We start from the raw sequence: 21,125 nt of genomic DNA on the forward strand, positions 1-21,125 counted from the left end.
CCTCTCGATATCTGTTCAGGTACATGGCTCATAAGAACCACTAAGCAAAAATGTAGCGGAAACTGGCGCCAAAGTGAGAATTTTCTGCGAAATCGCCGCGTGTCGGTTAAGACATACATCACAACTCCCACCAATTTCCACAGTTGTCACAGGATTTGCGCGGCCTTGCCGCCTCCATTTACCGGCGCACGGGCCTGGTTTCAGGGCATAATGAGTAAGGTTCAGGATGCCTCCGGGCCGGTCAGTAGCGCGAAAGCGAGCACGCGGGCCGAGGCGTCGTCGTCGAAGAAAGGTTCCCCGGTGTCGCGACTTGTCGCTTTCATCCGCTCCCATCCCCGCCCCTTCAAAATCACTTTCTATGTGCTGGTGATCGCCGGGGTGGCGGCCGTGGCTCGTACGCAACTTCAGGAGTTGAGCGGGGAGCATATGGCGCAGGTCCTCAGCTCAACGCCGCCGGTGGTCCTCGTGGAGCTCGTGGCTCTCGGTTTCCTGGTTTTTACCGCCACCGGTATTTATGACATTTTCGCTTCGCGGCATTTCGGGGTAGAGGTCCCGGTGGGAACCGCCGTGAAAATCGGGTGGATTGCCCAGGCTTTCAATAATTTCGCGGGGCTGGGCGGGCTGACCGGCGGGGCGATTCGCTCGCGCTACTACAAGCGGGCCGGGGCCTCCACCAAAGCCGCCGTGGATGCCAGCGTGGCGGTGTGGGCCGCGAATCTGCTCGGACTTTTCGCCATGCTGCTGGCCACCCTCCCTTTCGCGTTCCGCTATGACGGGCGTTTCCTCATCGTGCCCGTGGTGGCATGCCTGTACATCCCGGTGTATTTCCTGGCCGGCAAGGTGCATATCTGGAAGATTGACCTGCGCAGCACCGCGATCGGCACCCAGAACTTCCGGCAGAAACTCCAGATGCTTTTCGCCTCTGTTGCGGACTGGCTGGCCGCGGCGGTGTTCTTCTGGATCTGCGTGCGCACGTTCCTGGGCGAGGTTTCTTTCGTGCAGGCGGTATTTGTGTACGCCACCGCAACGCTCGTGGGCCTGCTCAGCTTTATCCCGGCGGGGCTGGGAACCTTCGACCTCACCGTTATCGTGTTCTTCCAGCACCTCGGTTTTGATTCCTCCACCCTGGTGCTTGCGATTATCGTTTACCGGGTCACCTACTACGCGCTGCCGTGGCTGGCGGCCACCGTGTACTGGCTGGCCGAATACGCCTACCCGCGCCTGGGCCTGGAGGACCGGGATAAGCGCGAACGCTGGCTCATTAATGCGCTCTCCACCGGCGTGGTGATCCTGGGGATTTTCTCCATCGTCAACGCTTTCGCGCCTTCTTTCTACGCGCGGGTGGCGCTGCTACATGTATTCCTCCCCCACGAAATGATCCGCTCCTCGCGCATTGTCTCGCTGCTGGTGGGGATCATGCTGCTTATTTTGGCGCGCGGGGTGCGCCAGCGTGTCAGCCGCGTCTTCCCCATCATTTTGATCCTGCTGGGCGTAGCCGCGGTGGCCGCGGTGGCGCGCGGGCTAGATACCGGCGCGCTCATCGTCATCATTCTGTTCTCGATTCTGCTCTACCTGGCACGCGGGGCCTTCAACCGCGAACCCCTCCCCTTCGAATGGCGTTCTTTCGCGTTTTCCGCGGTGATCGCGGTAGGTATCCCGCTGGCAATTTTCGCCTGGCGCTGGATCCACGGTGCCCCGCAGGCGCACGTATACCCCACCGCGCACGCCCTTCTCACCGGGCTGAGCATGATCTGCTTCGTTTCCCTTATTTCCCTCGCGCTGCTCTTCTCACGTTCCCGCGCCCCGCATTTCGAGCTTCCCACCCCGGCCGATGTGCAGCGTTTCGAGGCGTTCCTGGCCGAACACAATGCCGGCAACGCTTTCACCCACCTCTTCTACCTGGGCGATAAGCAGGTCTTTTATTCTTCCAACGGGCGCGCGGCGCTCCTCTACCGCCCCTACCGTTCCTCCATGCTGGTACTCGGTGATCCTTTCGGGGACGAGGCTGCTTTCGAGGAGCTTTTCGAGGAATTCGTCACCTATGCCGATGAGCACGGCTGCTCGATCGCGATTTACGAGATTGCGGATATCTACCTGGGGGCGTGCGCGAATATCGGTTTCTCCTTCGTGAAAATCGGGGAGGATGCCACCGTGGATCTGGCCACGTATTCCAACGTTGGCAATAAGGGCAAGGTATTCCGGCGTATGCGTAACCGGATGGGCGAAAAGGGCACCCATTTCGAGGTGCATTTCCCGCCCTATACTCCTGAGTTCCTGGAGCAGCTGCGCGAGGTTTCGGATGCGTGGCTGGGCAAGCGCGCGGAGATGGGCTTCTCCCTCGGCTTCTTCGATGCCTCCTATATTGGCCGCACCCCGGTGCTGCTGGTGCGCGGAGAGGAACGTATCGAAGGTTTCGCGAGTCTCATGCCGATGGCCCCGGGGGTTGCCTCCGTGGACCTCATGCGCATCCGCCCCGACGCGCCGGGTGGCACCATGGACGGTATTTTCGTTTCCCTTATCGAATGGGCGAAGGACAACGGCTATACCCACGTGAATCTGGGGATGGCGCCTATGTCTAATACCGGCACCACGCGCTTCTCACGGGCGCGCGAAAAGGTGGTGCGTGTGATTTACGATTTCGGGGACCGTCTCTACAATTTCAAGGGCTTGCGTTCCTATAAAGAAAAGTTTAAGCCGCGCTGGCAGTCCCGCTATCTTGCGTATACCGGCACGACGGCGCTCACTCCCACTATCCTGGGCCTGCTCGATGTTATTCAGCATCCGGATCGTAGCCGCGGGGCAATTCCGCTGCAGTGGAGCCTCCCCGCGCCTTGCCCGAGTGAGGGCGACGACGCCGCAGCTGCCGTTCCGGCAGCTGACGCTACGGCTCCCGCGGAATCTGGAAAGGAAGGTGCCTGATGGCGAAGCGGCCCTCGATGCGTGATCCCGAAACGCCGATGTCGGCATTTGGCACGGTGGTGCTGCGGCGCCCCGCGGAGAATGTGCACAGCGCGCTGGTAGCTGATCCGGAATGGCACAAGTCTGAGCTCGCGGCTGCGGAACGGCGCGATGCGGATCATCAGGTGCGTGAGCTCTTCCCGGAGGCGCGGATCTGGTACCTGGAGGCACGGCCCAGCCATTTCCGATTGAAGTCGGCTGGCTTCTTTATTATGAGCATGCTGGATTTGGATGCTTTCCGGGGGTGGTTGGATGGACCGCATCCGCGTGCTTTTTACCTGGTGGAGCAGGGGAAGCTTCAGCTCCTCGTGCGGGTGACCGATGCCGGCCTTGAGGCTATTGCGCTTCCCGCACCACCCGCGCCCGTATCCAAGCGGCGCTTCACCATCGGTAGGGATGAATTCTTACGTGCTGACGAGGAACTGTCCTGAATAGCGAGCACTATTCTTCCTGGGCGGCTGCTACCTCCTGAGCCGAGGATTCTTTCCGGGCGGCTGCTACCTTCTGGGCGCGGCGGCGCTCTTTCCACGTCATACGCGCGAGCACCCCGATGGTGGCCAGCACAGCCACTCCGTACGCAATAGCGAACCACGGGAAGCGCGGCAGATCGGAGGGCTTATTCGCGGCTTCTACGTCCGCTACCGGGGTGGGGATAATGCGCTCCCCCGTGACTAGGATGCGATGGGAGTTAATACCGAGCGGGGTGCAGGTCACCAGGGTGACCAGGTCTTTGCCTTCTTCTACCCGCAGGGTATCGGTATCTTCCGGCGCTACTACTTTGGTATCCCGCACGCGGTAGGTGAGTACGTCTCCGAAGACTTCAATGGTGAAGGTATCCCCCACATTGACTTTGTTGAGGTCGGTGAACATGCGGGCGTTCGCGAGGCCGCGGTGCGCGGTGATAACAGCGCGGGTGCTGGGCCCGCCCACGGGTAGTGAGGTACCTTCCAGATGGCCGGCCGCGCGGTTGAGGACCTCATCTGAGGTGCCGTGGTAGACGGGTAGGTCAACGTCGATAGTGGGGATGCGGAGTCGGGCCATGAGGCCCTCGGAGTCCGCGGCAAGGATTTTTTCGTATGGCCAGATGCCGTCTGCGGCGGTGGTGTCGCCGGTGCCGGTGGCTTTGCGTTCATTGGCTTCCAGGACCGCGCCAGCGTTGAATGCTTCGTTATAGGCGTGCGCGGCGGCTAGCTGGGTATCTTTATCGGGCTGGGCGGTGGCAATTTGCTCAGAGTACGCCCCGGTGACTTTGGATTGCTCGTATTGGGAGAGCCAGGCGGCGGCATGCGGGTACACCAGTAGGGTGAGCCCGAGGATAACAAGGAGCCCGATGAGGTAGGGCAACAGCAGGTTTTTCTTCATGAGATACAGACCCGGGTGGGGAGGTGCCAGATGGCACCACCCCACCCGTTCGGTAGGCCGCGAAAGTTACGCGGTCAGTTCTGTGCTTAGGCGTTCACCGCGCGGTTGCGGCGAACCTGAGCGACGGTCAAGCCACCAGCAGCACCCAGCAGCGCGAGGCCACCGAGGGTGAGCATGAGCTGGCCGGCAGCACCGGTCAGCGGCAGGTTCGGGCCGTCATGCTTGGTGTTGTCGATGGTGTATTCAACAGCAGTCGACTTACCCTTCTTGACGTTGACGTCCTTAACCTCGGTGCTGATCACGTAACCGGCCGGAGCCTTCTTTTCCTTAAGGAAGAAGTCCTTCTGATCTGCGTCACCAAGAACCAGGCCCGGGAAGCGGACCTTGCCATCAGCATCGGAGGTCGCGGTTGCGATTTCGTTGGTACCGTTGGTCGCATCTTCCTGCGTCGCGTAAACAGCGAAGACGGCGTCCTTCAACGGCTTCTGGTTGTCCTTGTCCTGCTTGAGAACGAGCAGTTCACCGATCTTCACCTTACGATCACCAGGAGTCTTATCGACACCCGGGGTGTGGTCGTTAACGATGGGACCGAAGGAGTTGGGGATTTCGCCGTTCTTCGGGAGACCAGTGATCTTCGTCGAAAGTTCAACCTTGAATTCCTGGCCAGCCTTGACCTTGGCCAGACCTTGCGCGGTCAGCTCGATGGTGACCTTCTGACGATCAGTAACGTCAGTGTCCCCCTTGGTCTCGTTCGTGACCGTCACGGTGTAGTCAGCTTCGGCAAGAACAGTGTCACCGAGGGAGACCTTGGCACCGGCGTACTTGAGATGTGCATCAAGGAGATCTTCCATCCCGATGCGCTTGTAGGTTTCGTCCTTGGCCAGCGCCGGAATCGCGTACTTAATATCCCACTTGACGGTATCACCAATCTTGCGAGCATCAACGTCATTCAGTTTCTTGGTGCCGTCGTCAGCCACGGTGTTCTTCGGGTAGGCGTGAACATCGTAAATCCACTCGGCCTTGTTATCAGCCTTTGAAGGGAAGGGGATGGAGACAAAGAAAGGCTTGGCCTTCTCGATCACATTGTTGTTGCCAACGCTGCCTTCACGAACGAGGTAGACACCAGCGGCAAGATTGGCGAACTTCGTAACTCCACCGGCCGCGGTGGTCTGCTTCGTTTCAGCTCCCAATGTGTAGTTCTGGCCGTCAGCCGTTGCCTGGTTGGAGCCTTCGGTGTAGGCGAGCTTCGAGATCTTCGCCCAGTCCTCGGGCTTCTTCAGATCGATACCCTGCACAGGCTGCAGGATAAATTCAACGCCTTCAAGAGCTTCCGCAGCGGCGGGAACATCCGTGATCTCACGGCCGTTATTCGGCTTGTCCCAAGCCGGGTTCTTGTACTTATGAACAGTAATAGAACCAACCTTGTCGAGGTTCGGGTTGCCAAGTGCGTCTTCAGCGCCCGGAACAGCGTGGGCCCCGGGTGCGAGCACCAGACCAGCGGCGCCCAGCAGGGCGGTGATCAGGGCGGCGAGCACCGCGCGGATAGATTTCTTCAGCTGCATGGTAGTCCTCTCCGTGATTGCAGCACATATTGCTTCAATTAGTTGTGTGGTTATTTTTGCCCGAAGGGCGGCGTTAGCTGCGCAGTTTTACGTGCGCAGTTCTCAGTGGCTGAGCCTTTATTCCACGCTCACCCCCGGTTTCGCCGTCTGATCATCACGATGCTCACCAGGAGCACAGCTCCCCCGAGCACCGCGAAGCCTGCCGTGCGGAACGCGTCCTCGCTCCATCCACCGGTGAGTGGGAGCGGCGGTGCCTCACGAAGCTTGTTATAAATCACGCCGAGATTCAGTTCCACGGGTTCGTTACGATCATTCGTGACGGTCGTGGCGCCCACCTCCACGGTTTTCACCTCGGTGGACTTCACATAGCCCAGCGGCGCAGTCTTTTCTTCCAGGGTGTAGGTACCCCAGGGAATGTTTTCCAGGCGCAACTTACCCGGGCGAGGATCCTTATCCTGCCAGAGCTTGGTAGCCGAGCACGCCTGCGCGGTCTCCCCCACACAGTCGCTTACCTCGAAAGGCCGCCCATGCTGATCGCGTACCGTCCACACGGATCCCTTGAGGAACTTCTCCGACCCGGTTTCCTTCTTATCCCACACGATGGTGCCACGCACGCGATCATTCTTAATGGTGACCACGGGATTCTGCTGCGCCGTCGTTACTACCTGCGGCGCGCCAGCGGGCCGGTACCCACGTGGGGCAGATACTTCGTCCACCACGTAGCGCCTACCAATGAGCACATTGTCCCACCTAGCCCGACCGTATCCGTCCGTGGTGCGCTCGCCTTGACGCGGCTCGCCGGCATCGCAACGTCCGTTCCCGTTGGTATCCTCGCACAGGTCGAAAACGGCCCCGGGCAGCGGATCATTCCAGTCGCTATCGCGCTTCTCCACGGTCAAGGACGTCACCTTCGGGGTATTCAACACCGAACACGTGAGATTCCCGTTCACAGCAGGCCCGGTCACCTCCCCAGTAAACGCACCGTTAGCTTCCCTCTGGTTACGAACAGGAATCGACCGCCCCAGCTTGTCCGTGCACGTCCACACTTTGTTGTAGTCACTGAGCGACGACGCCGAATCGCCCGCCATCTGCTCCTTGAGCACATATACGCGATCCCGGCCACGCAGCAGCGTACGCGTGGGAGTTTGGGGACCGGTGGTTTGGCCCGTCGTCGTCATAGATTCGGAAGAAATACCGCCTAACGGATTATTACCGGGATTCTTCTCCGCGACGCTCACCGTGAACTGATCACTGTTATTCAGGCGCTGAGTAATGTTTTTCGCGGCGCTAATAGTTCGGAAGATCCGCACATCCTTCGGTATCGGCAATTTCTTGATCAAACCAAGAATCGCTCTGACTACCAGTAGTTTTAGGCACATCGAAAACTGGGCGACCATTGTTCTTGACCTGGCCGGAAACGATATCAACTTCATAGACCCGTGACTGGGATCGACTCTGCTGACCAGGTTTCACGTTCCCATGCTGGCCGGTGTACCGCCCCGAAACGTAGAAAGATCCGTTCGAGCCAGCAGCTAGACCGTCGGGTTCAAACATCATGGTATTAATAAAGAAAGAACGGACAAGAGTGGTGTTCAGATTCGGGAAGTTCTTATTCTTTATTCTGGCAAGGTTAAGCGTTTTGTGCTTCCCAGATTGCGTCGGAGTCACAAACTGGCCCGCCTTAATCGCCCTGTCATAGGCATTTTGGAATTCCGCGGCATCAATACGGTCAATGCGCATCTGGCTAAGGCCGGTAAAATCGCGCCCCTGATTATCCTTACGTCCCTCCGAGGAACCAGAAAGCAGATAAAGATTGCCCTCCTTATCGAAAATAAGATCCGAGAAAATAGCCGAGGATATGCTGGTGGTCTGAAGGTAACCGAGAGTGACAAGCCGCTTTTTGTCCGGATCAAAAACCACTAGTTTACGCTTGGAGGCGTACGGCTGGTTTATCCTACCTGCTTTAGATTTACCCGTGTCACCGATCATCACGTACATGCCCTTCGGGCCCGGAGACATCGTGCCACCACGAATCGGCATTTCTGTTGAGAGGACTTTGTAGCTCTCGATGGACTGGTATCCATTATCTCCGGTATTGGTAATACGTCCGTGAGCGATCCACGTTTCAGGACTTGACCCAGGCGTCGTATCCCCACTCAGCTCGGTATGCCACATAGATCCGTCCGCGGCGACCGCAAGGGCATCATAGCCGACGTTCTTCTCAACGCGGCCTCCACCTTTCCACTCCACACGTCCGACAAGTTCGGAGCCGAGCTGACCGTTCGGTTTAACGGTTATCAAGTTAATTTCACCCTTACCGGCGCCCATGGAATAAAAACCGCGACCGGAGCACTGCTCCATAGAAGTTTGTCGCACATTGCGCGGGGCAAAACGATTCGGGCGCGCGGTGAGCGGGCTGGCCGAGCCGTCCCGCGGAGTACCTTCTGGCTGCTCAAGAATTCCGAGCTGCTCGCGCCAGCTCTTCTGCGCCCGATCCAGCGGAGTGGCGGCCTCGGCGGTTTCCGTATCGGTATCCGGTACCGGGGTAGGTTCGGTGGTGCCGTCTGTTCCTTCCGCCGTGCCTTCTTCAGCGCTGGGCGACGGCGCCACCGGGCTGACGGGCTCGGGCTGCTCAGGATCCGCGGCACCAGTGCCAGGCTCCGGAGCTTCCGAGGCGGCCTGGTCGCTTGCATCTTGAGCGGTGGTAACACCAGGGGTGGGATGAGGTGCCGGGGTACCCGAAAAAGGGACACCCGTGGCGTGGCTGGTCATGAGTGCGGCCACGATCGTCGCAACCGTTGCCGGTATCGCCCGAAAATTCACGCTCATCCTGTCCATTACACGAAGGTTCGATCACCAGAAGTGGTTTATCGGCCCGCCGTATAACTAATAGTTATCAATCGGCTTAATAAGCTACGGGAATGAATACCTACTGTCCAGTAGGTAGAAACGTGATTCATATCCGCCAAAGTTCCCAGACAGCTTTCAGCCTGAAAATTTTTTGCAAATCTTTACACTCAACAAATTGGCATACTATGGCGCAAAAATCCCCAGAAATAGCACCCCCTCCCCCGCATTTTTCACAGTACCGTAGCACGGCAAATTCTAGGACATTTGACCTAAAATTGTTTACCTCAAATAAAGTTTCACCGATTAGTAAAGAATTTTATGTTACGAGCACCACACGATAATTGACGAAAAGTACGTAATATGTCCATGGTTGTCTAGCGACAAATTCGGCGTGATAGTCGGTGTTCAGCCGCTGGGCACACTCCGGGAGTAGTTGAACGAGTCCACGACCGGGTTTACGATCAAGTTATGTCACGCAAAGATCCGCAGCTCCTTACCGGGCTCCTCACCACCATGGGAGCGCTGCACTTCGTTACTCCCAGGCCCTTCGACTCGATCATCCCACCCCAGCTTCCCGGCGAACCGCGGGCCTACACGCTGGCCTCCGGGGTGGCCGAATTGGTCACAGCCGGACTCATTGCGCAGCGCCGCACCCGCAAGCTCGGCGGAGCGGCGGCCATCGCGCTGTTCCTCGCCGTTTTCCCAGCGAATATCTATATGGCCCAGCAGTGGCGGAATCAGCCCTGGCCGCTCAAGGCTATTGCTTACGGACGGCTCCCCCTCCAAGCTCTGCTCATTAAGCAAGCACGGAATGTCATGAAAATGGATGCTGAGGTGGAAGCCGACGTGAAGGCAAATACGGGAGCATAAACCCGATAGAACACCGATGCCGGCTCGGATAGCTGTGGGCCGGTGAGCTGCGCCGTCGTACCCACCTGTACAGACGCAAGCTCGGCAAAAATCGTTACACAGCGGCACACAACGGTGGCGGCCGCTCCCCGCGGGGAAACGGCCGCCACGTTTATTGAGCCGAGTACCAGCTATTCCGAGGCGGGGCTTAACGCTCCACTTCCCCGCGGATGAAAGCCTCCACCGCCGCGCGAGCTTCTTCATCGGGAAGCTGCTGCGCCGGCGACTTCATGAAATAGGCACTGGCGGAGAGCAGCGGGCCACCGATACCGCGATCAAGGGCGATCTTGGCGGCACGGATCGCGTCGATGACCACGCCGGCGGAGTTCGGGGAATCCCAGACCTCGAGCTTGTATTCCAGCTTGACAGGGATATCACCGAAGTTACGCCCTTCCAGGCGCACGAAAGCAAATTTGCGATCCTCGAGCCACGGAACCCAATCCGAGGGCCCCACGTGGATATCATGCGGGTCGAGCTGCTGGGTGATATTGCTGGTGACGGCCTGGGTTTTAGAAATTTTCTTTGATTCCAGGCGCGAACGCTGCAACATATTCTTGAAGTCCATATTGCCACCCACGTTGAGCTGGTAAGTATGGTCAAGAGAAATCCCGCGCTCTTCAAAAAGGCGAGCGAGTACCCGGTGGGTGATAGTCGCACCGATCTGGCTCTTAATATCGTCACCCACAATTGGCACGCCCGCGTCCGTAAACTTCTGGGCCCACTCTGGGTTGGAGGCAATGAACACCGGCATGCAGTTAATCATGGCGACGCCCGCATCAAGGGCGGCCTGCGCGTAGAACTTTGCGGCTTCTTCGGAGCCGACCGGGAGGTAGGAGACCAGCACATCGGCCCGCGCATCCTTAAGCGCGGCCACCACATCAACGGGTTCGGCATCGGATTCGGTAATGGTGGCGCGGTAGTACTCCCCCAGGCCATCCAATGTGGGGCCACGCAGCACCTCCACTCCGGTGGGTGCCACATCGCAGATTTTAATTGTGTTATTTTCGCTAGCGTTGATCGCGGTGGCCAGGTCGGCGCCGACTTTCTTGGCATCGACGTCGAAGGCCGCAACGAACTCAATATCGCGGATATGGTAATCGCCAAATACCACATGCATCAGGCCCGGGACCGTTTCGCTTTCAGATGCGCCGTGGTAGTAGGTCACGCCCTGCACCAGCGAAGACGCACAATTACCTACTCCCACAATGGCAACGCGAATCGACATACGGTTACTCCTTTGTAGTTATTGATGAAACGTGATTGTTTTTTCAGTCATCGATGCGGCGGATGCCGCGGTGAGCGAGACTGAACGGGGCACCTGCGCCCCCATCACCAAGCCACTATGTCACTAAAAAGTTCGTTTGTGAAGAGACCTTACGGGTGGATGTGGTGGAATGGCGCACGGAGATTGGCGGGCGCAATAGTGTGGGGCGGCGACTTTATGGCGTCGCCGCCCCACAATGAGTCACATTAATGTGTCGAGTACAAGGTGCTTAGCTGCGCCGTCGTACCACCATCACCCCTCCCGCTGCCATGCACGCGATACCCGCCAGCGTCAGCGCTGGGCCGGCCATAGAGGTTCCCGTTTTCACGAGCTGCTCCCGAGGTGTAGGTGTGGTTGTAGGCGTGGGAGTTTGCGAGGGAACCGGCGGGGTTGTTGCCGGAACCGACGGGGTTGGCGTGGGCGTAGGAGTCTCCGATTCGGTAGGCGTGGGAGTTGGTGTCGGAGGCGGGGGCACGATAGAGTTCGTCACCACGAATCCGTCCGTCATATTGCCCGCCACGGTCGAGGTATACCCGTCAACAGACTCCTCCACAATCGTGTAATTGATGAGGTAGCCATCCGCGCACTTGTCCACGTCAGCGAAGGTTGCCTTCCAGCCTTCCGCCGCGCCAACAGTCTTACGAGCAACTTCCTTACCGTCCCCCAGCAGCACGAAAGTGATGTTCTCCGGGCGTGTCTGCTTAGCGTTATCGTCATCCTGCCACGCCTTCGTTGCCGAGACATCCGTAGCCAAGGTATTGGTGAACCGGAATGTACCATCCGGATTCAGGTCAGCATCGCTGCGGTACCCGGGGGTAGGAATTTCGGTGATGTTATATTCGACTTCATTATCGGTCCAGGTAGGGCCGGCAAGTTCATACCTGGGGACACTGAACGTAAAATTCCACTCATCGACCGTTGAGGGGTAATTAACGACCTCGTATTCATGCTTGCTGGCTTCATAACGTGGATTGATCCAGAGCTGCTCGCTGCGATCCTGGTACACCTTGAACACTGCGTATTTGATGGTTTCCTTGGGTAATTCCTTTTGCAGGTTACCTTCCGCATCGCGAGTGTACTGGGTTCCCCACAGTTCCAAGGTGATGAAATCTGGGTGCTCCTTAGCCGGGCAAGCTACCCGCGCGACCGGGCTATCGACCGGTTGGGCCTGCGAGTAAGCTGTGATACCCAGCAAGCCCAGCAGAAGCGCAACGGCCATCGCGCCGAGTTTACGTAGATGCGTCATATTTCTTCCCTCCATCGGCTCAGCCATGCCCGGTGCGCGCGACGTCTTCATCGCCGCATTCCGGCCGCGAAAAGGCGTGTTTTCGTATTTTCGCGCGGCTGCTTGTTTCATCATCGCTTATGCGGTGCGCGGCCATTACGGGAACTAAGTCCCACGGCTCTAGTACGACGACGCAGCCACTTCCCTCACCAGCACATATGCCACGATGGCGCGGAAAAACTGGATGTGAGAAACTGGGGTATGTCCCAAGAAATGCGCATCGTCATTCCTAAATATCAAGCCACGCTGGAACCGCCGGTTATCGGAGCTGCGCTTGTGGAGGCCTCTATTAGCTACGACGGTTTACCGGTGGCGATCTGGAGCACTGACGAGGATTGGCACAAGTTTTTCGGGCGGTCAAACGGCGGTTGTACCGCCAACGCATATATCGACGGAGTCGTTGATGCCCTGCTAACGCGGCATAATGCCGACGGCAAGATTATCCAGAAAACACCTATTTTTCGATTCCCCGTCTGTTTCCCCAGTATCCAATCCTTGCCTTCGGGAGCTTTTCTTATTGTCGGAGGGCGATGGAGGTGGTACGCAGAGGAGAACCATGCTAATCACAACGCTTTTATCTACGATTTCGAAGGCAAGCTGATTAGAAGCGGAACTGTTGGGGATGCAATAAACAAGGTTCAAGCGCTGAGCGATGGAACCTTCTGGACCAGCTACTTCGACGAAGGCATAGGTGACAACCTTGGTTGGGATCCGCAATTCCCGAGCAACGCACCCAATCTGCACTATCGTGAACCATTTGAGGTCACCGGACTCATTCATTGGAATAGTGAACTGGAACCGATATGGGTTTATCCCACCATGGAAGAACTACGCCCGCGATTCGGTGATCGAGGCGCTTTCTATGCATCGATGTTCCACATGTCCTCCATGAATTTTGACGTGGATCAGACAGTTGTTCTCCCAAGTACATCGTGTTCCATTATTACGATTGAGAATCACGAAATCACCAGGTATATCGACACCGAAGGAGATTTCGAAGGTGTGCCCGGCGTGGCAATCTCCGGTGACCGCGTCCTTATTTGGTCCTGGCGTGGTAAACCGATTATCACACTCATTGATATCAGCGACGGGTACCGAGTAGTTGAGAACTGTGAGCTACGCTATCCGAAGGAATTCGATACCGACTCGTTCTCATCTTCGAATTACATTGGACCTACCATCCACGATATTGATGAGGATGGCGTCTGGATAACCCTGGATATCAACGACGTGTGGCCGGATGAGTAGCGGTGAAATGTACAGCGTCGTCGTACCTTAGCGTGAAAAAGTGAAGCGAGGGAAAGGTCGAAGATCTGATGGGACAGTGCGCATCGCATCGACACCCGTCGATCTGCCCGTTTCCGTTCCCGATATCCAATACTTGCCTGACGGTACGTTCCTGGCCGTCGGCGCGCGATGCCGGTGGTCCAGCGACCGGCATGAAGCCACACACAACGCCTACATCTATACAGCGGACGGGGAACTGGTGCGATCCGGGGTGCTCGGTGATGGCATCCAAGATGTGCAGGCCCTCGGTGATGGCAGCATCTGGACAAGTTATTTCGATGAAAGAATTCTCGGTAACTTCGGCTGGGATTTTGGAGTCCGCGGGGAGAAAAGCGGCGAAGCGGAGAACCTCGCGATTGGATTTTGCGGGCTCTGCCGCTGGAATAGCAAGCTGCAAGCGGAATGGCTGTACCCCGACTGGCACGACGTGGAACCGGAGTTCGGTGAGGAGCTGGCCCGCCTGACCTTTATTGCCGATTGCTATGCCATGAACTGCACCGATGAGCAGACGATTATTTGCCTCTACTCCGATTTCCCGCTGGTTACGATAACGGGAGATCGGATTACCCGAATTGTTGATACCCGTAAGGAAATACCGCGGCTGAGAGGTTTGGCGGTTTCGGGAAATCGTGTGCTGGCCTACGGTGATTATGACGAAACTATCTGTGCGCTAGCGGATACGAGCAACGGCTACCGCGAAATCACCCGCTGCCAGGTACAACATGCAGCCGATGCCGTGCTCCCCTATTACCCCGCCGGATCCCGCGGCTCTGCGATCCACTTCATTGACAGCCTGCACCGGTGGTTCGTGCTGGATGTGGATGAGGCGTGGGTGGAAGCGTGAAGCCGGCCGGAGAAGACTCCTGTGACTAGCGCCCGACCTGGATTCGATTCCCGGCATCTCCACCTAAAGCTGCTCCCCTCTCCAATACATCGACGTCAAGAATTCAAAAATAGGTACAGATTCGCACTCCGAAATAGAATTCGTACCTCTTTACATAGCGGTGGGAATAGCGCGCGCGGCGGTCGCGTTGTAGACTGATGAATCCACCGCGTTACCGGCGTTGAATGCCGGGCGGGTGGAACTGTTTGATAACAGCATACGGGGATGATCGGTTTCGACGGCGGTAGTTAGTCGGAGGGAAGCGGGCCGAGGATGTAGAGTCACCTCGATAACGCTCTCTGCAAACCAATAGGTGCCAAGAACAAGAGCACCGATTTCGCCCTCGCTGCCTAAGCTAAGCGACCTGCGAAATCTGCTGAACTAGGTGTGCTTTCCGCCTAGACCTCAGCATCGTTGAGAAAGCCACTGGTGAGTACGTTTGCTACGGGCGTGCTCGCGACACCAACATAGATAGGTTCGTCAGGGCCTGGTTCGTGTGGAACCCTGGAGCCGAAAACAACTATCAACGAACTGCGCCCGGAGAATACTCCTTTGGCTATCGTCGGACCCGGGTTCGATTCCCGGCATCTCCACTTATGATGAGCACCCGCTCCGGTTTTCCGGCGCGGGTGCTCATTTTATTCTGGATCGGTAGTATCTGATAGCAGGAGAGTGATTCACCATGGGCACTAGCAAATCCGAAATAGGCGAACGCATCATCTCAGCTCGGACACGCGTCGGAATGTCGCAAAGTGATCTAGCTACGGCCTGCGGTCTGTCCCTGGGAACAATCAACGCCATCGAAACAGGAGACCGCTCAGCAAGCTACATCGAGGCAACACTCATTGCAGATGCTCTTGGGATATATGCCGACGAACTACGCGGCACAAGTACCCTGCTCGAAGAAGCTCTCTGTACTGGCTGTGCGGGTACCGCGGGTTCCAAGAAACTAGCAGATTATCTCGTTAGCGCGCTCGCATTATCCCAGCGGCTCGATGAAATCGGCATTCCCGGGTAGCGTACCGCGATACCCGTCATATATCCGTGAGCCCGGCTACCGCACCAGCCCTTCGCGGCGCCGGGCGGCAGACATCGCCCGCTGCGCCTCCCGATCCGCTTCGCGCCGGCGGATCGTCTCGCGCTTATCCCATTCCTGCTTGCCCTTAGCCACCGCGATTTCCAGCTTGGCCAGCCCGCGCACGAAATACAGCTCGAGGGGCACGATCGTATAGCCCTTCGCCTCGACCGCCCGCGCCAGCTTCTCGATCTCCGATTTGTGCAGCAGCAGGCGCCGCTTGCGGGTGGGCGCGTGATTCGTCCACGTTCCCATGGCGTAAATCGGTATATTGATCCCGTGCGCGTACACCTGCCCGCGATCCACCTCAATCCAGCCGTCCACCAGCGAGGCCCGGCCCATGCGCAGCGCCTTCACCTCGGTTCCAGACAGCGACATCCCCGCCTCAAAGGTGTCCTCAATGAAATAATCATGGCGCGCCTTCTTATTGCGCGCGATCACCTGATGCGCATCGGCCGCCGCTTTCGCCTGCTGGGCCGCGCTCAGCTTTCCTTCTTTTTTCTTCGCCACGCGGGCTTCTCCGTTCTAATCCTTGAGCTCACGCCGGTCAGTGATGAGGAACCACACAAAAATCAGGGTTCCGGCCAGCAGTACCACCGCTGGCGCGCTCACGTCCAGCAGATGATCGGTGAAGAACGACGGCGCAGCTGCCGCATCGGTATTCACCGTCAAGGTGATAATCAATCCAATAACAAAAGTAGTCACGCCGGTAGCTACCCCGGCAACCGCGATTCCCCGCCGCGTGGCAATCGTATTAATCATGCGGCGTACCATCGCCAACACAATGAGCGCCGCGAAACCAACCGCGAAAAGCAACGTTCCCACCGCGTAAGGCGAATCGGTGATAGCAGCCCGATCCCAAACAAACCAGGCGAGTACCAGCCCCAGCACCCCGGTGAGCACCTCGTATGCGGTGGCCTTACGCTGCCCGCGCGCGTAGCGCTTCTCCAATTGCCGGCGCGAATACTTGCTCACGTCAGTTTTCTGCTTCTTCTTCGCCGCAGCTGGCGCTTGCCCCGCAGTCGGAGCAACTGCGCCCTCACCAGCCGGAGCTCCCTTCTCCGTTTCTCCGGGCTGGGTAACCGCCCCGGCCGGCTTATCCGTGCCGAGTGAGCTACCTGGCTGTTGCGGCGGCGTCGTACTAGAAACGCCCGGCGCGGTGTCACGTGCGGTTGAGGCTGCGTCGGTGGTGGGAGCGGGATCGGTCGAGCCGTGTGCTTGTGTCATGATATCCTCTTCGTCGATTCGTGGTTGCGCGCTTGGCTACGCCAGCGCACCGGGATAGCCACTGTTACTGGAGCGGCCAAAGTGCCGGGCCGCCGGGCTAGCCGCCCTAAGCCGGGCTGCCCCGCACGCTATTCGTAGAATCCAGGCAGGGACATCGGGTCGATAACCACGCCGTCCTGCCACACCTCAAAGTGTACGTGGCAACCGGTGACCATGCCCGTCATGCCGGTCCAGCCGATCACATCGCCCTGGCCCACGCTCTGCCCCACGGATACATTGAAGCCGGAAAGATGATTGTAAACCACCACGTAGGACGAGCCGTTAATATAGCCGAGGTTAAGGATGACCTGGTTGCCGTGTGTGCCGTTACCTGAGGCCGGGCGTACCGCCGCGACCACGCCAGCTGCCGCCGCATATTGCGGATTACCGCAGGCTGAACGCAAGTCCACGCCTTCGTGCATCCACCAACCGCCATCGAAGGGATAGACACGCATCCCGAAAGGCGAGGTCACGTACAGCGGGGCCGGCACGGGCGGGATAAGCGCACCCGAAGCTGCCGGGGGTGCTGCCGGGGCACCTCCCCCGCCGCCCTGGGCTGCTGCTTCCGCCGCGCGCCGCCGGTTTTCCTCGTCAATACGGGCGATCTGCGCGGCGGTATCATCGCGGGCCGCGTTCATGGCCGACAGCGAGTTCTGGAATTCCCCGCGCCGCGCCTCCAGAGCTTGGGATTGCTGGGTGACAGAAGCTTCCAGGTCCGCGAGTTCCTTGGTGCGGGCCGCGGCGGCTGCCTCTTTCGATTTCTTTTCCGCTACCGCGGCATCCGCCTGGCTCTTGAGCTGGGAAATCTCCCCTTGTACTGCCTTTTGCCGCTGGGCACGGGTCCGGTTCGCCGCCGTTGTTTGGGTCACGTCGGTGAGAGTTTGGGATTGCACCCGGGTAATCGCCTGGTTCGCGGACAGCGCGTTGAAGAAATCCGCGCTTGATTTTGCGCCGATCAGAAGCTCCACGGTAGAAACCCGGTTATCCCCGCGGTATTCAGAACGCGCGATCTCACCGAGGTTATCGCGCGTTTCGCTCAGTTTCTTCTCCCCTTGCGCAATGGAGGAGGTGATGGAATCGAGTTCACCTTCGGCGGCATCCAGGCGCGCCCCGATTTTTTCTTGTTCGCGCTGGGCTGCTGCGGCGTCGTTCTGCGCCTGCAATAACGCGGCCTGCGCCCCGGGAACCTGCGCCTGCGTTTCTTGCAGCTTGAGGTAAACGTTTTGCAGATCCACGTCCACACCCTCGAGGGAGGACCGCAGATTCTCAATTTCCGCTTCCTGCTGTTCTTGCTGGCGGACGAGGTCGTCGCGGTCATCGGCACGCGCCGGCGTCGCTAACCCGGCGACGCCCAGCGCACCTGCTGCCAGCGCCCCCAGCCATCGTCTGCTCCCGATTCTCACCGGATCACCTTTCCTATATGTATCTCTGTTAGCGACCGTACCGTCATGGTGAGCGACGACGCCGCGGCGCCGTCGCCCCACCTCCGTTACACGCGTGCGTACCTGCGCAAAGCTATCCAGGATGCCAGGCCGGACACCACTACCGAACCGATAAGCAGCCAGGGCGCCACCTGGAGGGCTTCGCTCACGCCAATCACCCGAATCCACGGCAGCGATTGGGAAATCCAGTCTTCCAGCAGGAATTTCGCTGCCAGCCACAGCCCTCCGACCGCGAAAATCGCGCCGACGAGTGAGGCGATAATTCCCTCGAGGATGAAGGGCAGCTCGATGAAGAAATTCGAGGCGCCCACGTAGCGCATAATCCCCGTTTCGTTACGCCGCGACATTGCCGAAAGGCGAATCGTGGTGGGAATGAGGAGAAGCGCGGTGAGGATCATGACCGCGGCCAGTCCGCCGGCAATCGCGGTGAAGCGGTTGAGCGTGGCGAAAACCGGCTCGATTTGTTCGCGCTGGTCGTACACGCTCTGCACTCCGGGGCGGTTGCCGAGGTCTTCCACGAGCACCTGGTACTTTTCCGGGTCGTGGAGTTTGACGCGGAAGGAAACTTGCATTTGGTCGGCGGTGACGGTGTCACGCCAGACCGAATCGCCCATTTGTTCGCGGTAATTGGCGAAGGCTTCTTCTTTAGTTTCGAATTCGTAGCGCTCCACCTGGGACGCGAGCGGTTCGGTGGTCAGGGCGGTATCGATAGCTTTGATTTGTTCCTCGGTGGCTTCGTTACCTGCGCATGGTTCGGTGGCGTCATTTGCCGCGCACATGAACACCGAGACTTCCACCTGGCTGTACCAATCGGCACGCAGGTGGCTGATCTGGGTTTGGAGTAGCGCTGCCGCGCCCACAAAAAGGAGGGAAACGAAGGTGACGAGGGAAACCGAGGCAGCCATCGCCTTGTTATTGATAAGTCCCTTGAATGTTTGGGACAGGACGAAACGACTGCGCATTAGTGTTGCCCTCCTCCGTACTGGCCGCGATCCTGATCGCGAACGATCACGCCGTTGGCCAGCTCAATCACGCGTTTACGCATCTGGTTGACGACGCTGGCATCGTGCGTGGCCATAACCACCGTGGTGCCCGAGCGGTTGATCCGGTCCAGGAGGCGCATAATCGACAGCCCGGTGTTTTGGTCCAGGTTGCCGGTCGGTTCGTCAGCGAGGAGGATTTCGGGGCGGTTGACCATGGCGCGGGCAATGGCCACGCGCTGCTGTTCCCCACCCGAAAGTTCGTTCATACGGCGGCGTTCCTTGCCGTCCAACCCCACCATTTCCAGGACTTCCGGAACTTCGGTGCGGATGCGATGGCGCGGGGCGCCGATGACCTGAAGTGCGAGCGCCACGTTGTCGTGAACATTCTTATCGGGAAGGAGCCGGAAATCTTGGAAAACCGTACCGATGCGGCGCCGCAGGAAGGGAACGCGCCGCTGGGAGACAGTGGCGAGGTCCTTGCCGAGCACCTCGATTTTTCCGGATGTTGGCCGTTCGGCAACGTTGATGAGCGAAAGCATCGTTGACTTTCCCGAACCGGAGGGACCCACGAGGAAAACGAATTCGCCGCGGTCAATATCCGCGCTTACCGAGTCCAGCGCGGGTTTCGCGCCCTTCTGGTAGAGCTTCGTCACCTTGGTAAATGTGATCATAAACTTGCCCTTAGATTACTACTATCGTGCTTTACCCTACGGAACAGGCCGTGAAATCGCGCGGGACGCGCCGCGCACTCGCAAAAGACGCGTCAATCACTCGCGCACCCGCCGCGTGCTCGTGCACCTTACTACTCGGTATGCGCGGTGCGGTCGCGTTATTCACCGGTCTACTCCCCCACGTTATTACTTGTCTTTTCCCCTGCCTTTTCGCCCGTGGCACGCCAGCGGATACCAGCGTCGATAAAACCGTCAATATCACCATCAAAAATAGCGTCGGTATTCCCCGATTCGTACCCGGTACGCAGATCCTTGACCATCTGGTAGGGCTGGAGCACGTAGGACCGCATCTGATCCCCCCACGAAGCCTTAATATCTCCGCGTAGTTCCTTCTTTTCGCGCGCTTCCTCTTCCTGTTTGAGCAGGAGTAGGCGCGATTGCAAGACCCGCATAGCGGCGGCCCGGTTTTGAATCTGAGATTTCTCATCCTGCATCGAGACCACGATCCCGGTGGGCAGGTGAGTGATACGTACCGCAGAATCGGTGGTATTCACGGATTGGCCGCCCGGCCCCGAGGAACGGAACACATCAATGCGGATATCGGTATCAGGAATATCGATATGGTCAGTTTGTTCGATCAGCGGAATAACCTCGACGGCGGCAAAGGAGGTCTGGCGCCGGCCCTGGTTATCAAAAGGCGAGATGCGCACCAGCCGGTGGGTCCCCGCTTCCACCGAGAGGGTGCCATAGGCATAGGGTGCGCTCACCTCAAAGGTGGTCGATTTCAATCCGGCTTCTTCGGCGTAGGAGGTGTCGAGCACTTTGGTGGCGTAGCCGCTACGTTCGGCCCAGCGCAAGTACATGCGTTGGAGCATCTGCGCGAAATCGGCCGCGTCCACTCCCCCGGCCCCGGAACGAATAGTTACCACGGCATCACGTTCATCGTATTTGCCGGAGAGCAGGGTGCGGATATGGAGTTCTTCCAGCGCCTTTTCTGTGCTTGTCATTTCTTCGCCGAGCGCTTCGTAGAGTTCCCGAGCCGAAGCCGGATCTGAAAGCTCTTCTTCTTGAGCTATTTCGAGCAGCGCACCGGCATCCTCGATACGCGCGCGCATGGTCTCAAGTTTCTCCAGTTCACTTTGGGCGTGGGAGAGTTTCGAGGTGACTTCTTGGGCGCGGGCGGTATCATCCCAGAGCCCGGGAGCGGAGGATTCTTCCGTCAGCGCGGCGATACGCGCGGTGAGGCCCTCCACATCGGTCACCGCTTCGATTTGGTGAAAAACACTGCGTAGATGGTCAAGACGTTCGGAAAAATCACTCACGGCATA

General features: G+C 58.4%; 18 protein-coding genes and 1 other RNA gene. 7 read left to right on the plus strand and 12 right to left on the minus strand.

The genetic code is table 11. The annotated features are described in order from the left end of the window. Nucleotides 1-210: 210 nt before the first annotated feature. Both mprF and ACTFPK_RS02705 read left to right on the plus strand, forming a co-directional pair. Nucleotides 211-2,919: a bifunctional lysylphosphatidylglycerol flippase/synthetase MprF gene (gene mprF, locus ACTFPK_RS02700; protein ID WP_439910999.1), complete on the plus strand. Its 2,709-nt coding sequence runs from the start codon at nucleotides 211-213 to the stop codon at nucleotides 2,917-2,919. Continuing rightward, the gene (locus ACTFPK_RS02705) at nucleotides 2,919-3,389 is read left to right on the plus strand and encodes a hypothetical protein (protein WP_274733837.1); all 471 of its coding nucleotides are present in this window, start codon (nucleotides 2,919-2,921) and stop codon (nucleotides 3,387-3,389) included. The genes mprF and ACTFPK_RS02705 overlap by 1 nt, the downstream gene beginning before the upstream one ends. A 10-nt stretch (nucleotides 3,390-3,399) precedes the next feature. Here ACTFPK_RS02705 and ACTFPK_RS02710 read toward each other — a convergent pair whose 3' ends face one another. The 4 genes from ACTFPK_RS02710 to ACTFPK_RS02725 form a co-directional block, all read right to left on the minus strand. Then, entirely contained in the window at nucleotides 3,400-4,320 is a 921-nt protein-coding gene (locus ACTFPK_RS02710; RefSeq protein WP_274733838.1) for a class C sortase, read from the minus strand. 86 nt (nucleotides 4,321-4,406) lie between these two features. Next, the gene (locus ACTFPK_RS02715) at nucleotides 4,407-5,882 is read right to left on the minus strand and encodes a SpaH/EbpB family LPXTG-anchored major pilin (protein ID WP_439911000.1); all 1,476 of its coding nucleotides are present in this window, start codon (nucleotides 5,880-5,882) and stop codon (nucleotides 4,407-4,409) included. 128 nt (nucleotides 5,883-6,010) lie between these two features. Next, entirely contained in the window at nucleotides 6,011-7,192 is a 1,182-nt protein-coding gene (locus tag ACTFPK_RS02720; RefSeq protein WP_439911001.1) for a SpaA isopeptide-forming pilin-related protein, read from the minus strand. Continuing rightward, entirely contained in the window at nucleotides 7,170-8,711 is a 1,542-nt protein-coding gene (locus ACTFPK_RS02725; RefSeq protein WP_439911002.1) for a hypothetical protein, read from the minus strand. The genes ACTFPK_RS02720 and ACTFPK_RS02725 overlap by 23 nt, the downstream gene beginning before the upstream one ends. 489 nt (nucleotides 8,712-9,200) lie before the next feature. On the opposite strand from ACTFPK_RS02725, the gene ACTFPK_RS02730 reads away from it, so the two are divergent. Continuing rightward, a complete protein-coding gene (locus ACTFPK_RS02730) occupies nucleotides 9,201-9,602 on the plus strand; it encodes a DoxX family protein (RefSeq protein ID WP_394532345.1) in 402 nt (133 codons plus the stop codon). A gap of 187 nt (nucleotides 9,603-9,789) precedes the next feature. Here ACTFPK_RS02730 and ACTFPK_RS02735 read toward each other — a convergent pair whose 3' ends face one another. Beyond that, nucleotides 9,790-10,866 carry an inositol-3-phosphate synthase gene (locus ACTFPK_RS02735; RefSeq protein ID WP_394532347.1) on the minus strand — a complete coding sequence of 359 codons (1,077 nt, stop codon included), beginning with the start codon at nucleotides 10,864-10,866 and terminating at the stop codon, nucleotides 9,790-9,792. 268 nt (nucleotides 10,867-11,134) lie between these two features. Then, entirely contained in the window at nucleotides 11,135-12,202 is a 1,068-nt protein-coding gene (locus ACTFPK_RS02740) for a Cna B-type domain-containing protein (protein WP_394532349.1), read from the minus strand. Between the two features lie 189 nt (nucleotides 12,203-12,391). Between ACTFPK_RS02740 and ACTFPK_RS02745 the strand changes: the two genes are divergently transcribed. From ACTFPK_RS02745 to ACTFPK_RS02760, 4 genes are all read left to right on the plus strand, one after another. Next, nucleotides 12,392-13,438: a hypothetical protein gene (locus tag ACTFPK_RS02745; protein WP_394532351.1), complete on the plus strand. Its 1,047-nt coding sequence runs from the start codon at nucleotides 12,392-12,394 to the stop codon at nucleotides 13,436-13,438. Between the two features lie 76 nt (nucleotides 13,439-13,514). Next, entirely contained in the window at nucleotides 13,515-14,321 is an 807-nt protein-coding gene (locus ACTFPK_RS02750; protein WP_394532353.1) for a hypothetical protein, read from the plus strand. 260 nt (nucleotides 14,322-14,581) lie between these two features. Continuing rightward, nucleotides 14,582-14,956, plus strand: a transfer-messenger RNA (tmRNA) gene (gene ssrA, locus ACTFPK_RS02755). 86 nt (nucleotides 14,957-15,042) lie between these two features. Next, on the plus strand, nucleotides 15,043-15,378 hold the full coding sequence (locus tag ACTFPK_RS02760; RefSeq protein WP_394532354.1) for a helix-turn-helix domain-containing protein: 336 nt from the start codon (nucleotides 15,043-15,045) through the stop codon (nucleotides 15,376-15,378). Nucleotides 15,379-15,414: 36 nt separating this feature from the next. On the opposite strand, the gene smpB is transcribed toward ACTFPK_RS02760, so the two are convergent. From smpB to prfB, 6 genes are all read right to left on the minus strand, one after another. Continuing rightward, the gene (gene smpB / locus ACTFPK_RS02765; RefSeq protein WP_026429507.1) at nucleotides 15,415-15,945 is read right to left on the minus strand and encodes an SsrA-binding protein SmpB; all 531 of its coding nucleotides are present in this window, start codon (nucleotides 15,943-15,945) and stop codon (nucleotides 15,415-15,417) included. 15 nt (nucleotides 15,946-15,960) lie between these two features. Then, entirely contained in the window at nucleotides 15,961-16,662 is a 702-nt protein-coding gene (locus ACTFPK_RS02770) for a hypothetical protein (protein ID WP_284898669.1), read from the minus strand. A 128-nt stretch (nucleotides 16,663-16,790) separates the two neighbouring features. Beyond that, the gene (locus ACTFPK_RS02775; protein ID WP_274733533.1) at nucleotides 16,791-18,104 is read right to left on the minus strand and encodes a M23 family metallopeptidase; all 1,314 of its coding nucleotides are present in this window, start codon (nucleotides 18,102-18,104) and stop codon (nucleotides 16,791-16,793) included. 86 nt (nucleotides 18,105-18,190) lie between these two features. Next, nucleotides 18,191-19,105: a permease-like cell division protein FtsX gene (gene ftsX / locus ACTFPK_RS02780; protein ID WP_126135352.1), complete on the minus strand. Its 915-nt coding sequence runs from the start codon at nucleotides 19,103-19,105 to the stop codon at nucleotides 18,191-18,193. Continuing rightward, complete coding sequence (gene ftsE / locus ACTFPK_RS02785) at nucleotides 19,105-19,797, minus strand: cell division ATP-binding protein FtsE (RefSeq protein ID WP_016442972.1); 693 nt, start codon at nucleotides 19,795-19,797, stop codon at nucleotides 19,105-19,107. Before ftsE ends, ftsX begins: the two co-directional genes overlap by 1 nt. Before the next feature lie 170 nt (nucleotides 19,798-19,967). Next, nucleotides 19,968-21,119 (minus strand): peptide chain release factor 2, encoded by a 1,152-nt coding sequence (gene prfB / locus ACTFPK_RS02790; RefSeq protein WP_274735633.1) that lies wholly within the window; start codon nucleotides 21,117-21,119, stop codon nucleotides 19,968-19,970. Nucleotides 21,120-21,125: the final 6 nt, after the last annotated feature.

Origin of the sequence: Actinotignum sp. UMB0459, from assembly GCF_051905915.1 — a bacterium.
Lineage (GTDB): Bacteria > Actinomycetota > Actinomycetes > Actinomycetales > Actinomycetaceae > Actinotignum > Actinotignum sanguinis.

Coding starts and splice junctions, on each gene's coding strand:
- ACTFPK_RS02745 (WP_394532351.1), top strand. CDS start 12,392: ATGTCCCAAGAAATGCGCATCGTCATTCCTAAATATCAAGCCACGCTG.
- ACTFPK_RS02705 (WP_274733837.1), top strand. CDS start 2,919: ATGGCGAAGCGGCCCTCGATGCGTGATCCCGAAACGCCGATGTCGGCA.
- mprF (WP_439910999.1), top strand. CDS start 211: ATGAGTAAGGTTCAGGATGCCTCCGGGCCGGTCAGTAGCGCGAAAGCG.
- ACTFPK_RS02740 (WP_394532349.1), bottom strand. CDS start 12,202: ATGAAGACGTCGCGCGCACCGGGCATGGCTGAGCCGATGGAGGGAAGA.
- ftsX (WP_126135352.1), bottom strand. CDS start 19,105: ATGCGCAGTCGTTTCGTCCTGTCCCAAACATTCAAGGGACTTATCAAT.
- ACTFPK_RS02735 (WP_394532347.1), bottom strand. CDS start 10,866: ATGTCGATTCGCGTTGCCATTGTGGGAGTAGGTAATTGTGCGTCTTCG.
- ACTFPK_RS02725 (WP_439911002.1), bottom strand. CDS start 8,711: ATGAGCGTGAATTTTCGGGCGATACCGGCAACGGTTGCGACGATCGTG.
- ACTFPK_RS02730 (WP_394532345.1), top strand. CDS start 9,201: ATGTCACGCAAAGATCCGCAGCTCCTTACCGGGCTCCTCACCACCATG.
- ftsE (WP_016442972.1), bottom strand. CDS start 19,797: ATGATCACATTTACCAAGGTGACGAAGCTCTACCAGAAGGGCGCGAAA.
- ACTFPK_RS02710 (WP_274733838.1), bottom strand. CDS start 4,320: ATGAAGAAAAACCTGCTGTTGCCCTACCTCATCGGGCTCCTTGTTATC.
- ACTFPK_RS02715 (WP_439911000.1), bottom strand. CDS start 5,882: ATGCAGCTGAAGAAATCTATCCGCGCGGTGCTCGCCGCCCTGATCACC.
- ACTFPK_RS02760 (WP_394532354.1), top strand. CDS start 15,043: ATGGGCACTAGCAAATCCGAAATAGGCGAACGCATCATCTCAGCTCGG.
- ACTFPK_RS02770 (WP_284898669.1), bottom strand. CDS start 16,662: ATGACACAAGCACACGGCTCGACCGATCCCGCTCCCACCACCGACGCA.